Raw genomic sequence first — 14,486 nt, forward strand, 5'->3', positions numbered from 1 at the left:
CACCCATAGGGGGTTGGATCATTGATGATCATGGGAGGGGCGGGGCGGCGGCCTCGCCCAGCGCGGCGAGGATGCGGCGCCAGCCGTTGCCCATGATCGTGCGCGACAGCTGGTCGGCGGGGGAGCCGGGGTCGAAGCCGCGGTGGGTGAACAGCACCCGGGTGCCGCGGCCCTCCCGGCGCAGCTCGAAGCTGACCACCCAGCCGCTCGGCCCGTCCGCCGCGGCGTCGTCCCAGCTGAAGCTGAGCAGCTCCGGCTCGACCAGCTCGAGCACCTTGCAGGCGACGGTTCCGGAGAAGCCGACCGCCTCGATCGGCTTCGCCGCCATCGTGAACCGGGCGCCGACCCGCGGCTCGAACCCCTCGGGGCGCATCAGCCAGCGGGCCAGCAGCTCCGGCGTCGTCAGGGCCCGCCAGACCAGCTCCGGCGGGTGCGGGTAGAAGTGGTCCAGCTCGATCTCGGTGTTCGTCACCCGCCGCTCCCGTCGCCGCCGAGGTCGTCGAGCACGTCGCCGAGGTCGGTGAGCCGGGCCCGCCAGTACCGCTCGTACGGCGACAGCCAGTCGCGGACGCCGACGAGCGGGCCCGCGTGGACCGTGTAGTAGCGGTGCCGGCCGCGCTGCTCCTCGCGTACGAGGTCGGTGTCGCGGAGCACGCGCAGGTGCTCGGAGACGCTGGGGCGGGCCATGTCGAACCGGTCGGCGATGTCCTGGACCGTCTGCTCGCCGTCGAGCAGGAGGTCGAGGATGTCGCGGCGGGTCGGGTTGGCCAGCGCACCGAACAACCGGTCGGCGGGCGACGTCTTGCCCCGTTGCGGCATGGCCCCGTTCTACCTCACCCGGCGGCCGACAGGACGTAGCCGTTGCCGTCGGGGTCGGCGAACGTGGCTTGGCGGCCCCACGGCATCTCGTTCGGCCCGTCGACGCTCACCCCGGCGGCCCGCAGCCGCTCGACGTCGGCGTCGAGATCGGACGACGCCAGGATGGTGCCGGCGGACGTCCCCGCCGTGGCGCCCGGGAACGGCCGGTGCAACACGATCGCCGTCGCCGCCCCCGGCGGGGCGACCTCCAGCCAGCGGGTGTCGCCCATGGCGAGGTCGGTGCGCACCTCGAACCCGAGCACGTCGGCATAGAACTCCCGCGCCCGCTCCTGGTCGTCGACGAACATGGTCAGCGTCTGGATCTGCGTCAGGCTCATGCCCGGCACTATAGGTAGGAAAAATCCTACGCGTCAATCCGAGCCCGTTCATGCGGCCGCGCATGCGCCTCGACCCTGTCGCCGCGGAGCGGGCGCGCCCTAGCCTCGGTGGCGGGCGGAGGAGGTGGTCCGGTGCGGTCAGGCGGTGTCGCGGTGCTCGCGCTGGGCGTGCTCGTCCTGGCCGGGTGCGGCCTGCTCGGTGACGACGGCGACGGCGGCGCGGTGGGCGTGCTCGACATCGAGGCGGGCCAGTGCTTCACCGCGCCGGGCGAGGTGCAGGCGGAGCTGACGGAGCTGACCGGCGTCCCGTGCGACCGCGAGCACGACCAGGAGGCGTACGCCGTCGTCGGCTACACCGGTCCCGGCGGCGAGGAGGCCGACGCGTTCCCGGGCGACGACGCGCTCATCCGGTTCGCCGACGGCGCCTGCGCGCAGGAATTCGGCGAATATGTCGGCACGAACTATCTGGATTCCGCGCTCTTCTTCACCTATCTGCTCCCGTCGGTGCGCGGCTGGGAGGACGGCGATACCCACGTCGTGTGCTTCGTGACCACCACGGGCGAGAAACTCGACGCCTCGGTGCGCGACTCCGGAATGTAGGCCCAATTCGAGGAGGAACACGATGGGTGATCCGCAGGTGGTCGACTCGGCGCAGACGAGCTGCTCGTTCGGCACGGCACCGGCGTCGCTCGGGGTGCTGCCGACGGCCCGGGTCACGGTCGAGGGACGGCCCGCCGCCACCGTCGCCGACGCCGTCCCGTTCCTGAACATCCGGCCCTTCAACACCTGCGTCAGCCTGGCGAACCCCATGGTCGCAGCCGCGACGAGCGCCGCGATGGGGGTGCTGACGCCGCAGCCGTGCATCCCGGCGACGACGGCGTGGCTGCCCGGGTCGCCGTCGACGACCATCGGCGGGCGCCAGGCGCTGACGCTGGCGACGACCTGCCGCTGCCAGTGGGGCGGCATCATCACCGTGGCGCAGCCCGGCAGCGTCCAGACCACGTCCTGAGGTCATTTTCGCGTCCATGCGCGAGTGCATGAACCCGGGGAATTCCGGGCCATTGATCTGGTGTCGAAGAATGGATCTTCGTACGATTCCGTGACCGGCTCGGGAAAGAGTCGAACCGGTGCGGATTCCACGCCCGAGAAAGAGGTCGTCGTGCCCACTTACACAGCGCCCGGAGTGTACGTCGAAGAGGTCCCGTCGTCGCAGAAGGTCCTCACCGCGGTCCCCACGGCCATCGCCGCTTTCGTCGGGTTCACCGAGCGCGCCCCGGCCGACGACCCCGCCGACCCCCACGGCCTCGCGCCGCGGCTGGTCACCAGCTGGTCCCAGTACGAGCAGCTGTACGGCGGCTTCGTGGCCGGCGCCATGCTGCCGCTCTCGGTCTACGGCTACTTCCAGAACGGCGGCGCGCTGGCCTACATCGTCCGGGTGCCCAACAGCGAGCCGGCGGGGGAGCCGTCGACGGTGGCGCTGCCGGCCGCCGACCGCAGCCTCGGCAGCCCGCTGGTCATCGAGAGCGTGGAGCCCGACGCCGACCTCACCGTCGCCGTCACCGCGCAGGAGCCGGCCGACGACGACAGCCCCGATCCCGCGCCGTTCACCATCGAGGTCCTCGACGGCGCCGACGTGGTCGAGTCGTACCCGGACCTCACGCTGGGCGGGCCGCGCGACGCCGCCACCGTCGTCAACGCCGCGTCCACCAGGGTCAAGGTCAAGGTGGCGCTGGCCGAGGACACCGACCTCGCCGGCCAGCTCGACCTGCTGCGGCCCGGCCAGTACCCGCTCGAGCGCGCCGCGCCCCGTCCGGTGCCGGTCAACGGCCGCAAGTTCGCCGGCTCGGAGTCCGCGCGCACCGGTATCAACGGCCTGGCCATCGCCGAGGACGTCACGATGATCCTGGTGCCCGACCTCGTCACCGCCGCCACGCGCGACGACGGCAGCCTCGACCTCGGGCTGTGGAAGGCCGTGCAGACGGCGCTCATCGCGCACTGCGAGCAGTACTCCAACCGCATGGCGCTGCTCGACGCCCCGCCCGGCATGACGCCGCAGCAGATCAAGGAGTGGCGCTCCGACCAGGCGCAGTACGACTCCGCCTTCGCCGCGCTCTACTACCCGTGGATCACCGTCGACAACCCCGGCGCCACCAACGGCGACGCGACCGCGCTGATCCCGCCGTCGGGACACGTCGCCGGCGTGTGGGCGCGCACCGACGAGACCCGCGGCGTCTGGAAGGCGCCCGCCAACGACACCATCCGCGGCGTCCTCGACGTCGAGCGGCCGGTCACGCAGAACGAGCAGTCGCTGCTCAACCCCATCGGCATCAACTGCATCCGCCCGTTCGGCACCCGCGGCATCCGCATCTGGGGCGCCCGCACGCTGTCCTCGGACACCGACTGGACCTACCTGAACGTCCGCCGGCTGTTCAACATGGTCGAGGCGACGATCATGGACGGCACCCAGTGGGCGGTGTTCGAGCCCAACGACGTGAAGCTGTGGGAGGGCGTCTCGCGGACCCTCACCGGCTTCCTGCACGGGCTGTGGCAGGCCGGCGCGCTGTTCGGGCAGTCCGCGGCGCAGGCCTTCTACGTCAAGTGCGACGCCGAGACCAACCCGCCCGAGTCCATCGACCAGGGCAAGCTCGTCGTCGAGGTGGGTCTCGCGCCGGTCAAGCCGGCCGAGTTCGTGGTGTTCCGGATCAGCCAGACCAAGCAGAGCGCCGCCTGACCGGCGACCGCGACCGAAGGAGACCGACGTGCCTGAGGCAGGACTGTTCAAGATCGACCCGATGATCGCGATGAACTTCTTCCTCGAGATCGACGGCGAGGTGGTGAGCGCGCTCATGTCGGTGTCCGGGCTGGACATCGAGCTCGGCGTCATGAAGGTGACCCAGACCGGTCCCGACGGGAAGAAGCAGCAGGTCAAGTCGATCGGCCAGTCCGTCGAGACCCCCGACGTCCAGCTGACCCGGGTGGCGTCGAACGACATGGCGAGCGACCCCATGTGGAAGTGGTTCAACGACATCCGCGGCACCGGCCTCGGCTCGGAGCGCTCGGCGAAGCGCAAGAACGGCTCCGTCGTCATCTACGACTCCGCCCTCAAGGAGGTCGCGCGGTTCAACTTCTTCAACGGCTGGCCCAGCAAGATCGCCACCGACCAGCTCTCCGTCGACGGCGGCGAGGCGATCAAGGAGAACATCACCCTGGTCGTCGAACGACTCGAGCGGGTCAAATGAGCCTGCAGACGCGGTACGAGTTCGTCCTGCCGCGCGGCTACGTCGACGGCGACGGCGCGCTGCACCGCACGGGGACCATGCGCCTCGCCACGGCCCGCGACGAGCTCGAACCGCTGCGCGACCCCATGGTCGACGGCCCCGACGACCCGCGGCTCACGATCCTCGTGCTCGCCCGCGTCGTCGAGACCCTCGGGTCGCTGGAGCTGGTGACGGCGCACGAGATCGAGAACCTGTTCGCGGTCGACCTCGCCTTCCTGCAGGACTTCTACGGCGTCATCAACTTCGGCAGCCAGGACGACTACGAGGCGCTGCTGCAGAGTCAGCAGGAGTTGCTGGGGCCGGTGACGGCGTCGGCGTCGGCTCCGGCGGGGCCCGAGGTGACCGAGGCGGCGGGGGAGCCGGTCGCCGTCGGGGCCCCGTCGCCGTCGTCTCGAGTGCCGCGGCCGGGCCGGTCGGCGATCGAGGAGCTTCCAGGCGTCGGCAGGTGACCCGAGGTGCTGCGCTACCCGGCCGACGCGCTCTGGCAGGAGATCGCGTACCTCGCCTACCACCTGCACTGGCCGCTGGACACGTTGCTCGACCTGGAGCATCTCGACCGGGTCCGGATGATCCGGGCCGTGGGTTCGTTGAACGACCGCGCGTGGGAGGCGGTGCGCGAGCATGCCTGAGGCCGATTTCCTCGGCGGCGAGCCGACCAGCTCGAACCGGTTCCTGTTCGAGGTCGACGGCGTCGAGATCGGGATCTTCCGCGAGGTGCGCGGCCTGGAGGTGACCGCCGAGCTGGAGGAGTACGCCGAGGGCGGCGAGAACGGCTACGTCCACCGGCTGCCGGGGCGGCTGCGCTGGCCCAACCTCGTCTTCCGACGTGGACTCACCCAGGGCGACGCGCTGTTCGCCTGGGTGAACAAGACCGCCGGCCAAGGCTTCGCGGCGGCCGGCGACGCGCTGGTCCGCAGCACCGGCGCCGTGACAGTGCTCGGCGAGCGCGGCGACCGGCTGCGCGCCTGGGAGTTCGACGGCGTCTTCGCGGTCCGCTGGGTCGGTCCGCGCTTCGACGTCGAGACCGCGCACTCGCTGGAGGAGGAGCTCGAGGTGGCCCACAACGGGTTCAGATCGCGGACCACGAGCGGGTCGGGGGCGGCGTGAGCGGGGGAGGCGCGACCGGGTCGGCCGGCGAGGTGGATCGGTCCGCGGTGGGGCGTGCGGCGGCGGCTCGGCACCGCCCGGCCCGGCGAGCCCGCGGCGCGGCGGATCGCTCCGGTCTGGGTGACCTGTCGGCCGGCCTCCACGTCTTCGCGACGACGGTGGGCCGCTCGCGCGCGATGCGGCGGGCACTGACCTCGGTGATCGGGCACGGCGTCGCCGACGCCGCGCGGCCGGTCCCGGTCGTGGCCGCTGCGGCCGACTCCGACGCCTCCGTGCGGGCGCCGCGCTGGTGGACGCCCGACTTGGCTGGCACTCCCGGTCTCGCCCGCGTGGTGCGGCGGGTGCCGACGGAGTCGACCTACACGCCCGGCGCGTTCTCCGGCCGGCTCGCGCCCAAGGCCGTCCCCATGCGACTGCCCGCCGATGTGGCCGCTGCCGGCCCCATGCTCGCACCCCAGGACCGGCGCCGCCGATCGGCGCCACGCGCCTCCTCGTCCGCCTCGCCCGCCGGCGCGGCCGCCGCCGAACGGGTCTCACGTGCGCGGCCCGTGGCAGCCGGTGTGAGTGGGGCCGGCGGGAGTGCGGCCGGCGGGAGTGCGGGCGGCGTCGTGCAGCATCTGCGTCGGGTGGCAGCGGCTGCCGCGGCGGGCCCGGCCGTCCGGCAGGCGGCGATCCGCCGCTCGGCGGCGAGGGGCGCCGCGGGCGCGCCTGATGTCTCGTCGAGCGTGTTGACACAGACGCCAACTGTTGGCACCAGCGTCTACACCCCCGCACCGTCCGCTGCCGCCCAGGACCGCCCGGTGGCCGGCCTCGCCGCCGCCGATGCCCCGGGTGGGGGAGGGCGCGTGGTCGGAGCCGGCTCCGCGGGTCAGCGGGTATGGCGTCGTTCGGCGCCCGGTTCTGTCGCAGCCGACGCACCTGGTGGGGCAGGGCGCCTGGTCGGGGCGGGCTCCGCGGGTCGGCGGGTGTGGGGTCGGCTGGCGTCTCGGGTGGCCGGGGCGATGGTCTGGCGGAGTGTGGCTCGCGAGGGCGGGTCCGGCTCTGGCGCCGTCCGCCGGACCGCATCAGACCCAGCGACGGGCTCGGTGGTCGCGGCTGGTGAGGCCGATGTGGCCGTCCGGTTCGGGCGCGGCCGGTCGGCGACCGGTGCCCGCGGTGCCGGGACCATGGGACGCGACCGCGGCAGCACGGCCGACATCGTTGGGCCGTCGACGGGACGTGGCCGGTGGGCGGGCCCGTCGGACAGCAGAGTGGTCGGCTCCGCCTCGGCCGGTCGGCGAGTGTGGGGTCACGTGGCGTCGCGGGTGGCGGGGGCGATGGTCTGGCGGAGTGTGGCGCGTGGCGATCGGTTCGGCCTTGGCGCTGCGCAGCCGATTCCCCCCGGGGCTGCGGCCCGGCCGGCCAACCCGGCGGGGGTTCGTTCGATGCCGGGCGCGGCCGGCGCTCCCGCCGTGGCGCATGCCGTGGACATCGGCGCGGTCGGCGCTACCGCGGCGGGCCGGCGGGTGTGGGGTCACGTGGCGTCGCGCGTGGCTGGGGCGATGGTCTCGCGGAGTGTGGCACGTGCGGATGCGCCCGACTCTGGCGCTGCGCAGCCGATTCCGATCGTGGCGGCGGCCCGGCCGGCCAACCCGGCGGGGGTTCGTTCGATGCCGGGCGCGGCCGGCGCTCGCGCCGGGGACATCGGCGCGGTCGGCGCCGCCTCGGCGGGCCGGCCGGTGTGGGGTCGCCTGGCCTGGCGGAGTCTGGCACGTGCGAATGGGCCCGGCCCTGGCGCCGCCCGGCCGGCGAGTGGTCGTTCGATGCTCGGGGCCGCGGGGGGAGCGGGAGCGGCGGGCAGCCCGGTCAACGCCGGAGCGGGCGGCGGCGCCGCGGCACGCAGGCCGGTGTGGGGCGGCCGGGGGGCCCGGGCCGCTGGGGCGATGGTCTGGCGCAGCGTGATCCGCGCGGACGTGAGCGGTACCGGTGACGGCCGGGCGGTCCGAGCCGGTCTGGCGGCCGAGCCGATGATCGCCGCCGGTGGGGTCGGGAGAACGCCCTTCCGGATCACCGGCCCGGCGTCCGTCGGCGGGGCCGACGGCCCTACCACGTACGGGCCTGGGACTCGCCGATCGGCGGCTCACGCTGCCGTGCCGATGGCGCCGCGGAGTGTGCTCCCTGCGGACGTGAGCGGTGCCGGTGCCGGCCGGGCTCCTGCCCGGGTGGACGCCGGAGCGGCATGGGCAGCGGTGCGTGGACCGGTGCGGGGTGGGACGGCGCCTCGCCTTGCCGGGGCGATGGTCTGGCGGAGTGTGGCTCGGGAGGGCTCGGAGCGTCCAGTGGACGTCGGCTCGGGAGCCGGCGGTTCGGGCGCGATCGTATGGCGCAGCGTCGCGCGCGAGGAGGCTCGTCCCGTCGCCGCGGGGAGGGGCGGGTACGAGGCCGCGCCGGCGGTGCTGGGCCGGGTGCTGCCGGGCGGCCCGACGTGGCTGCCGGTGGCGGCGACCACGGTGGTCCGCAGCGCGCAGGTAGCGGTGGCGGGAGTGCTCGCCGGAGCACGGACGGATCGGGTGGCGCCGCCGCGGATGTCGGTCGCCGCGCCGGCGGCGACGCTCGACCCACCGCCGACCCTGCCGACGCCACCGATGCCGGCCGGGTCGTCGAGCGGCTTCGCCGCCGAGACCCGGCAGCCCGGCCTCGGGCCGCTCCAGCCGGTGGCGAGCCACCCGGCGGCGAGCCACCCGGTCCTCACGACCGACGCCGACACGGCGGCCGACACGCCGGCCGACACGGCGGCGCCCGGGCCCGCGTCCGGGAGCGCCCCGCCGATCCCGCCCGGCGGCGGAGAGCCGTCCGCCCGGTGGCGGCTCAGCGACATCGACCCGGCCGACCTGGCCGAGCTTGCGGACCTGGTGATGGAGCGGATCGAGGGCCGGGTGCGGGGCGAGTTGGAGCGGCGCGGCCGCCGCGGGATACCGGGAGTGTTCTAGTGGCGACGGAGAAGGCGTTCCTCGAGATCGAGGGCGGCGAGCGGCTGCCCTGCCTGTTCAACCCGGCCCAGTTCACCGTGGGCCGGACGAACGAGTGGGCGGCCGACCGGCTGCCGGGCAAGGGCGTGCCGAGGCTGCGCTACGCCGGTGCCCGGTCGGGCTGGCTGCGGATGGAGCTGTTCTTCGACACCACGCACGACGGGAGTCCGGTGACGAAGTACACCGGCAAGATCGTGGGGCTGATGGAGGTCGACCTGACGCTGCCGGGAACGGACGAGACGACGAACAACGCGCGACCGCCGTACGTGACGTTCCACTGGGGCGACCTGCACTCGTTCAAGGCGGTCGTCAGCGACCTGGAGCTGGCCTTCACGTACTTCTCGTCCGCCGGGGTGCCGTTGCGGGCCCGCCTCATGCTGACGCTGCGGCAGTACGAGCCGTCGAACGCCTTCGGGCCGCAGAACCCGACGTCGGGGACGCCGCGGCCGCACCGCGTGCACCGCGTCCGGCCGGGGGAGACGCTGGACCGCATCTCGGCCACCTACTACGGAGACGCCACCCGGTGGCGGGCGCTGGCCGAGGCGAACGCGATCGCCGACCCGCTCGACCTGCGGCCCGGCCGGCTGCTCTCGATCCCGAGGATGGAGTCGTGACCACCGCGCCGGAGATCCGGATCGGTGGGTCGCTACTGAGCGGCACCTGGCTGGACGCGCTGGTCGAGATGCACGCCGAGCGCGGGCTGCGCACCGTCGGCTCCATCGTCCTGCGCTTCACCGACCCCGGTTACGCCCTGGCCTCGTCGTCGATCTTCCGCGATGGGACGAGCGTCGAGGTCGGCGTCGTGGGTGGTGGCCGGCTGGCCGAGGGCACCGTCACCGGCATCGCGGTCGAGCAGCGCGAGGGGCTCCCGCCGGAGCTCGTCGTCACCGCTCACGACCGCGCGCGCAGGCTGGCCGGGAGCCCCGTGGTGCGCACCTTCGCCGAGCAGTCCTTCCACCAGATGGTGGTGACACTGGCGGGCGCCGCCGGGCTCAGCACGCGGCTGCCGGCCACGGGGTCGGAGTTGCAGACGCACCTGCTGCAGGTGGGCACCGACCTCGAGTTCCTCAACGAGGTGGCCGACCGGCTGAACTGGGACTGGTGGGTGGACGACAGCACCATCGTCGCCGTCCAGCCGGGCACCGGTCCCCAGCTGACCCGATCCCTCGGCACCGACCTGTACGAGTTCTCGGCGAGCGCCGTCGACATCCCCGGTGCGGTCCAGGTACGCGGTTGGAGCCCGTGGAAGAAGGAATCCGTGGAGTCCGACCCGGCCCGCGTCGACAGCACGACGGTGATGTCCAAGGCACCGTTGCTGGACGGGTTCACCGGCGGCGCGCCCGTGACGTCGAAGGAGACGAGACGTCGCGTCGACGTCGTGCGGACGGTCACGAACAAGAAGCAGGCCGACGAGATCGCCGGGTCGCTGCGCGACTCGATCGCCCGCGCCGCGGTCAGCGCACAGGGCCGCGGCCCGGCGGACCCGGCGATGACGCCGGGCACCACGCTGACGGTGACGAACGCGGGCCCGGTGTCGGGCACCTACCACGTCAGCCGCGTCGAGCACGTGTACCGGCGCTCGGGCTTCCACACCCGGTTCGTGGCCGGCGAACGGGCACCGGCGTCGCTCGTGGATCTGCTGGGCGGCGGCCGCGAGGACGTCGGGCGCGGCCACTCCGACGCCGGCGGCCGGTTTTACGGCCTGATGATCGGCATCGTCACGGACGTGAAGGATCCGGAGAAGCGCGGCCGGGCGAAGGTGCGGTTCCCCGCGTTCACACCCACGGACACCAGCGACTGGGCGCGGGTGGCCACCATCGGCGCCGGCAACGGCCGCGGCTTGATGGTGCTCCCGGAGGTGGACGACGAGGTCCTGGTCGCGTTCGAGGGCGGTGACCTGCGCCGTCCGGTGATCCTCGCCGGCCTGCACAACACCAAGGACAAGATCCCGCCGCACGAGGTCACCACGGGCTCAGGCGTCCAGCACCGGCGTTTCACGTCCCGGCTGGGGCACGTGATCGAGCTCGCCGACGGCGTCGGGGAGAAGAACGAGCACATCCTGATCGCGCTGGCCGGAGGGAAGCACCGGATCCGGCTGGGCAAGGACCGCATGGACGTCGAACTGCCGGTGGACGTGCCGATGTCGATCAAGGTCGGCCGGGCCACGATCACCGTCGACGGGAAGAACAGGATCGCCCTCGAGGCGGCGGAGATCTCGATCAAGGCGGAGGACAGGCTCACGCTCTCAGGCAACAGGGTCGACATCAAGGCCAATGCCACGCTCGGCGCCAGCTCGCGCGGCACCCTGACGGCGAAGGGGGACGGGGCCGCGGTCGTCGAGAGCGACGGCATCACGACCGTCAAGGGGAAGTCGGTGGCGATCAATTGACCGACGACGACCGCCCCGTCCGCGCGCCGCTGCCGCCCGACCGGCTCGACGCCGACGTCGTCGGCCGCGGGTTCTTCTGGCCCATGCAGGTCGACCACACCGGCTCGATCCGGCTGACGACGGGGCCGGAGGAGCTGGACCGGTCGATCCGGGTGATCCTGCTGACCGCGCCGGGCGAGCGGGTGATGCGCCCGCAGTTCGGCTGCCGCATCTGGGAGCTCATGTTCGAGCCGGTGACGCCGAACCTCATCGGGCTGATCGCCGAGGCGGTGCGCGAGGCGATCGCCCGGTGGGAGCCGCGGGTCGAGGTGGAGGAGGTGACGCCGGTCCAGGACGAGGAGGAGTCCGGGCTGGTGCGCATCGGCATCGTCTACCGCGTCCGCACGACGAACGACCGCCGCAACCTGGTCTACCCGTTCTACGTCATCCCGCGTGAGGAGTGAGCCATGCCGTTGCCCGCACCGAACCTGGACGACCGGCGGTTCCAGGACATCGTCGACGAGGCGAAGCGGCTGATCCCGCGGTACTGCCCGGAGTGGACCAACCACAACGTCGCCGACCCCGGCGTCGCGCTCATCGAGCTGTTCGCGTGGATGAGCGAGAGCGTGATCTTCCGGCTCAACCAGGTGCCGGAGAAGCTGTACGTGCACTTCCTCAACCTCGTCGGCATCGAGCCGTTCCCGCCGTCGGTGGCCCGCGCCGACCTCACCTTCTGGCTGTCCGCCGCCCTGGAGCGGACGGTGGTCGTGCCGGCCGGGACCCCGGTGGCGACGGCGGGCGCCGCGGACCGCGTCGTGTTCGCGACCGTCGACGACCTCGCCATCCGCCCGCCGGAGCTGACCGGGCTGCTCACCGCCGACGCGGCCGAGCGGATCAGCGACCGGTGGACCGACTTCACCGTCCTCGGCCAGCCGGTCGAGTGCTTCTCGCCCGGCCTGACCCCCGGTGACGCCGTCGTCCTCGGGTTCGCCGACAGCCTGGCCGGCGCCGCCGTCCGGCTCACCATCGCCGCCGAGGCGGAGGGGATCGGCGTCGACCCGCGCCGCCCGCCGCTGGCGTGGGAAGCGTGGACGGGGGAGGCGTGGGTGGCCGCCGCCGTGCACCGCGACACCACCGGCGGGCTGAACCGCGACGGCGAGATCGTGCTGCTGATCCCGCACGAGCACCGGTCGCTGCTGCTCGGGGACCGGACGGCGTACTGGGTGCGCGGGCGGCTGCGCGCGCCGGAGCCGGGCCAGCCGACCTATCGGCGCCCGCCGCGGATCCGCTCGCTGGAGGTGGCGACCATCGGCGGCACGACGGCGGCCGAGCACGCCAGCGCCGTCCCGGCCGAGACGCTGGGCCGTTCCACGGGCGCGCCCGGCCAGGTCTTCGCAGTGTCGGCGGCGCCCGTGCTGCCCCGCCGCGGCGACGAGGTGGTCCGCGTCGTCGACCGCGACGGCGCGCACACCTGGACCGAGGTGCCCGACTTCACCGACAGCGGGCCGGGCGACCGCCACGTCGTGTGGGACGCCGCGACGGGGGAGGTGCGGTTCGGCCCGCGGGTCCGCTATCCCGACGGCGGCAGCCGCCAGCACGGCGCCGTCCCGCCCGACGGCGCCGAGATCGTCGTCAGCGGGTACCGCACCGGCGGCGGCCGGGCCGGCAACGTCGGCGCGCACACCCTGACCGAGCTGCTGACGACCGTGCCGTATGTGACGGCCGTGACCAACCTGGCGCCGGCCACGGGCGGGGTCGACGCCGAGACCGTCGCCGAGGCCAAGGTGCGCGGTCCGCTCACGCTGCGCACCGGCCGCCGGGCCGTGACCGCCGGCGACTTCGAGCGACTGGCGCGCGAGGCGTCGGCGCAGGTGGCGCGGGCGCGGTGCCTGCCCGGCGCCGGGACGGCCCGGGTGCTGCTGGTGCCGCACGTGCGCAGCCATCCGCGCGACCACCGGCTGGACGACTTCGCCCTCAGCGCGCAGCTGCTGGACATCGTCGGCACCCACCTGGACCGGCACCGGCTGGTCGGCACCGCCGTCGAGCTCTCGACGCCGTACTACCAGGGCGTCAGCGTGGCGGCCATGGTGCGGACGGCGGCCGGCCGGCCCGCCGAACTGGTCAGCGGCCGCATCGTCGAGGAGCTCACCCGCTACGTCAACCCGCTGACCGGCGGGTCCGACGGCACCGGCTGGCCGTTCGACGCCGACCTCAGCTTCGCCGCCGTCTCGCAGCTCATCGAGGCCGTCGACGGCGTCGACCGGGTCGACGAGGTGCTGCTGTTCGAGTACGACCTGCGCACCGGCCGCCGTCTGGGCAGCGGGCGCGACATCATCAGGCTGGCCCCGGACTCGCTGTTCCTGTCGGCCGCGCACCAGGTGGTGGTCCGGTGAGGCCGCCGCAGTGGCTGGTGACGCAGATGCCGATCGGCATGCTGGACGACGACTTCTTCGTCCGGTTCCTGTCGATCTTCCAGCACGGCGCCGACTCGCTGGCCGAGGGCGCGGACAACCTCGAGCACCTCGGCGACGTCTCCGTCGCGCCGGACGCGATGGTGCGCTGGCTGGCCGGCTGGATCGGCCTCGACGGCCTGGACCCGTCGCTGCCCGGCCGGGCCGCCCGCACCGTCGTCCGCGCCTCGGCCGAGACGCTGGCCTGGCGCGGCACCGTGCACGGGCTCACCCGCACGCTCGAGGTACTCAGCGGCGGGCCGGCCGAGGTGCTCGACGGCGGCGGCGTCTGGCTCGAGGGCGAGGCGCCGCCCGACCCGGCCTGGGTGCGGATGACGGTCGCGACGACCGGCTGGCTGTCCGAGCCGGACTTCGCCGCCGTCGTCGCCGACGAGGTCCCGGCGCACGTCCGGGCGCAGCTCTGGGTCGAGGACCGGCTGATCTGGACGTCGGCGGCGGACGGAGGCGGGCATGTCCCTGGAGCGCACTGACCCCGAACCGCCCGTGGCGCCGGCCCGGGTCGACGTCACGCCCGCCGCCCTGGAACCGCTGGACGACGTGCCGCCGCCGGTCGCGGCGTCCGCCGTCGGCCCCGCGCCGGCCGTCGACCCCGCGCCCGCCGGCCCGGCGACGGAGCCCGTCGTGTGCCCGCGCTGCGGGACGCCCGGCCTGGTCGATCTCGCCCGGCGCGACGCAGCCGGGTTCTGCGCCCGCTGCGACTATCCGCTGTTCTGGGCGGTCCGCCAGTCCATGCACGCGTCGGCCGAGGCCGGCGACGACGCCCGCCGCCGGCTCCCCGGCACCGTGGGCGCTCAGACCATCGCGTCGCTGCCCTGCCCGCATTGCGCGGAGCCGAACCCGCCGCGCGCCGCGGTCTGCCTGCGCTGCGGCCGGCCCATGGTGGCCGCCGCCCCGGAGCCGGCCCCGGTGGCCGTCGTGGCCCCGCCGCCGCCCGCACCGGCTCCCGCGCCCGAGCCGTGGCGGGCGCCGCTCTGGCTCGTCCTGTTCGTCGTCGGCCTGATCGTCCTCACCGGCCTGAGCCTGGTCGCCCTGCTCGGCTGAGCCCGGCGCCCGGACGA

The 14,486-nt window shown here is 74.0% G+C and carries 17 protein-coding genes; 14 read left to right on the plus strand and 3 right to left on the minus strand.

Annotated features, from left to right (window positions below):
• Positions 1–28: 28 nt before the first annotated feature.
• The 3 genes from BLU82_RS08455 to BLU82_RS08465 are packed head-to-tail and all read right to left on the minus strand — an operon-like array spanning position 29 to position 1,196.
• Positions 29–472: an SRPBCC domain-containing protein gene (locus BLU82_RS08455; protein ID WP_092618432.1), complete on the minus strand. Its 444-nt coding sequence runs from the start codon at positions 470–472 to the stop codon at positions 29–31.
• Positions 469–819: a helix-turn-helix transcriptional regulator gene (locus tag BLU82_RS08460; protein WP_092618435.1), complete on the minus strand. Its 351-nt coding sequence runs from the start codon at positions 817–819 to the stop codon at positions 469–471. The genes BLU82_RS08455 and BLU82_RS08460 overlap by 4 nt, the downstream gene beginning before the upstream one ends.
• 14 nt (positions 820–833) lie before the next feature.
• Complete coding sequence (locus BLU82_RS08465; RefSeq protein ID WP_092618438.1) at positions 834–1,196, minus strand: VOC family protein; 363 nt, start codon at positions 1,194–1,196, stop codon at positions 834–836.
• 132 nt (positions 1,197–1,328) lie between these two features.
• Here BLU82_RS08465 and BLU82_RS08470 point away from each other — a divergent pair, with 132 nt between their 5' ends.
• The 14 genes from BLU82_RS08470 to BLU82_RS08530 all read left to right on the plus strand — a co-directional run bounded on the left by BLU82_RS08470 (position 1,329) and on the right by BLU82_RS08530 (position 14,469).
• Positions 1,329–1,796, plus strand: a complete 468-nt coding sequence (locus tag BLU82_RS08470) for a septum formation family protein (protein ID WP_157740716.1) — start codon at positions 1,329–1,331, stop codon at positions 1,794–1,796.
• Positions 1,797–1,818: 22 nt separating this feature from the next.
• A complete protein-coding gene (locus tag BLU82_RS08475; protein WP_092618444.1) occupies positions 1,819–2,205 on the plus strand; it encodes a DUF4280 domain-containing protein in 387 nt (128 codons plus the stop codon).
• Between the two features lie 150 nt (positions 2,206–2,355).
• Complete coding sequence (locus BLU82_RS08480) at positions 2,356–3,927, plus strand: phage tail sheath subtilisin-like domain-containing protein (RefSeq protein ID WP_092618447.1); 1,572 nt, start codon at positions 2,356–2,358, stop codon at positions 3,925–3,927.
• Between the two features lie 28 nt (positions 3,928–3,955).
• Complete coding sequence (locus BLU82_RS08485; RefSeq protein WP_197682813.1) at positions 3,956–4,435, plus strand: phage tail protein; 480 nt, start codon at positions 3,956–3,958, stop codon at positions 4,433–4,435.
• Positions 4,432–4,923: a hypothetical protein gene (locus BLU82_RS08490; protein ID WP_092618450.1), complete on the plus strand. Its 492-nt coding sequence runs from the start codon at positions 4,432–4,434 to the stop codon at positions 4,921–4,923. The genes BLU82_RS08485 and BLU82_RS08490 overlap by 4 nt, the downstream gene beginning before the upstream one ends.
• Before the next feature lie 6 nt (positions 4,924–4,929).
• A complete protein-coding gene (locus tag BLU82_RS34060) occupies positions 4,930–5,103 on the plus strand; it encodes a DUF6760 family protein (RefSeq protein WP_157740718.1) in 174 nt (57 codons plus the stop codon).
• Positions 5,096–5,581 carry a phage tail protein gene (locus BLU82_RS08495; RefSeq protein ID WP_092618453.1) on the plus strand — a complete coding sequence of 162 codons (486 nt, stop codon included), beginning with the start codon at positions 5,096–5,098 and terminating at the stop codon, positions 5,579–5,581. Before BLU82_RS34060 ends, BLU82_RS08495 begins: the two co-directional genes overlap by 8 nt.
• Positions 5,582–7,899: 2,318 nt before the next feature.
• Positions 7,900–8,550 carry a hypothetical protein gene (locus BLU82_RS08500; protein ID WP_092618456.1) on the plus strand — a complete coding sequence of 217 codons (651 nt, stop codon included), beginning with the start codon at positions 7,900–7,902 and terminating at the stop codon, positions 8,548–8,550.
• Positions 8,550–9,203 (plus strand): LysM peptidoglycan-binding domain-containing protein, encoded by a 654-nt coding sequence (locus tag BLU82_RS08505; RefSeq protein ID WP_092618460.1) that lies wholly within the window; start codon positions 8,550–8,552, stop codon positions 9,201–9,203. The genes BLU82_RS08500 and BLU82_RS08505 overlap by 1 nt, the downstream gene beginning before the upstream one ends.
• On the plus strand, positions 9,200–10,978 hold the full coding sequence (locus BLU82_RS08510) for a phage baseplate assembly protein V (RefSeq protein ID WP_092618463.1): 1,779 nt from the start codon (positions 9,200–9,202) through the stop codon (positions 10,976–10,978). Before BLU82_RS08505 ends, BLU82_RS08510 begins: the two co-directional genes overlap by 4 nt.
• A gap of 83 nt (positions 10,979–11,061) precedes the next feature.
• Positions 11,062–11,421: a GPW/gp25 family protein gene (locus tag BLU82_RS08515; protein ID WP_092625605.1), complete on the plus strand. Its 360-nt coding sequence runs from the start codon at positions 11,062–11,064 to the stop codon at positions 11,419–11,421.
• Positions 11,422–11,424: 3 nt separating this feature from the next.
• Positions 11,425–13,350: a putative baseplate assembly protein gene (locus BLU82_RS08520; RefSeq protein ID WP_092618466.1), complete on the plus strand. Its 1,926-nt coding sequence runs from the start codon at positions 11,425–11,427 to the stop codon at positions 13,348–13,350.
• Positions 13,347–13,898, plus strand: coding sequence for a phage tail protein (locus BLU82_RS08525; RefSeq protein ID WP_197682815.1), 552 nt, complete (start codon positions 13,347–13,349; stop codon positions 13,896–13,898). The genes BLU82_RS08520 and BLU82_RS08525 overlap by 4 nt, the downstream gene beginning before the upstream one ends.
• Complete coding sequence (locus BLU82_RS08530; RefSeq protein ID WP_092618469.1) at positions 13,879–14,469, plus strand: hypothetical protein; 591 nt, start codon at positions 13,879–13,881, stop codon at positions 14,467–14,469. The genes BLU82_RS08525 and BLU82_RS08530 overlap by 20 nt, the downstream gene beginning before the upstream one ends.
• Positions 14,470–14,486: the final 17 nt, after the last annotated feature.

This window comes from Jiangella sp. DSM 45060, from assembly GCF_900105175.1.
Lineage (GTDB): Bacteria > Actinomycetota > Actinomycetes > Jiangellales > Jiangellaceae > Jiangella.

Coding starts and splice junctions, on each gene's coding strand:
- BLU82_RS08520 (WP_092618466.1), top strand. CDS start 11,425: ATGCCGTTGCCCGCACCGAACCTGGACGACCGGCGGTTCCAGGACATC.
- BLU82_RS08495 (WP_092618453.1), top strand. CDS start 5,096: ATGCCTGAGGCCGATTTCCTCGGCGGCGAGCCGACCAGCTCGAACCGG.
- BLU82_RS08530 (WP_092618469.1), top strand. CDS start 13,879: ATGTCCCTGGAGCGCACTGACCCCGAACCGCCCGTGGCGCCGGCCCGG.
- BLU82_RS08515 (WP_092625605.1), top strand. CDS start 11,062: ATGCAGGTCGACCACACCGGCTCGATCCGGCTGACGACGGGGCCGGAG.
- BLU82_RS08475 (WP_092618444.1), top strand. CDS start 1,819: ATGGGTGATCCGCAGGTGGTCGACTCGGCGCAGACGAGCTGCTCGTTC.
- BLU82_RS08490 (WP_092618450.1), top strand. CDS start 4,432: ATGAGCCTGCAGACGCGGTACGAGTTCGTCCTGCCGCGCGGCTACGTC.
- BLU82_RS08465 (WP_092618438.1), bottom strand. CDS start 1,196: ATGAGCCTGACGCAGATCCAGACGCTGACCATGTTCGTCGACGACCAG.
- BLU82_RS08460 (WP_092618435.1), bottom strand. CDS start 819: ATGCCGCAACGGGGCAAGACGTCGCCCGCCGACCGGTTGTTCGGTGCG.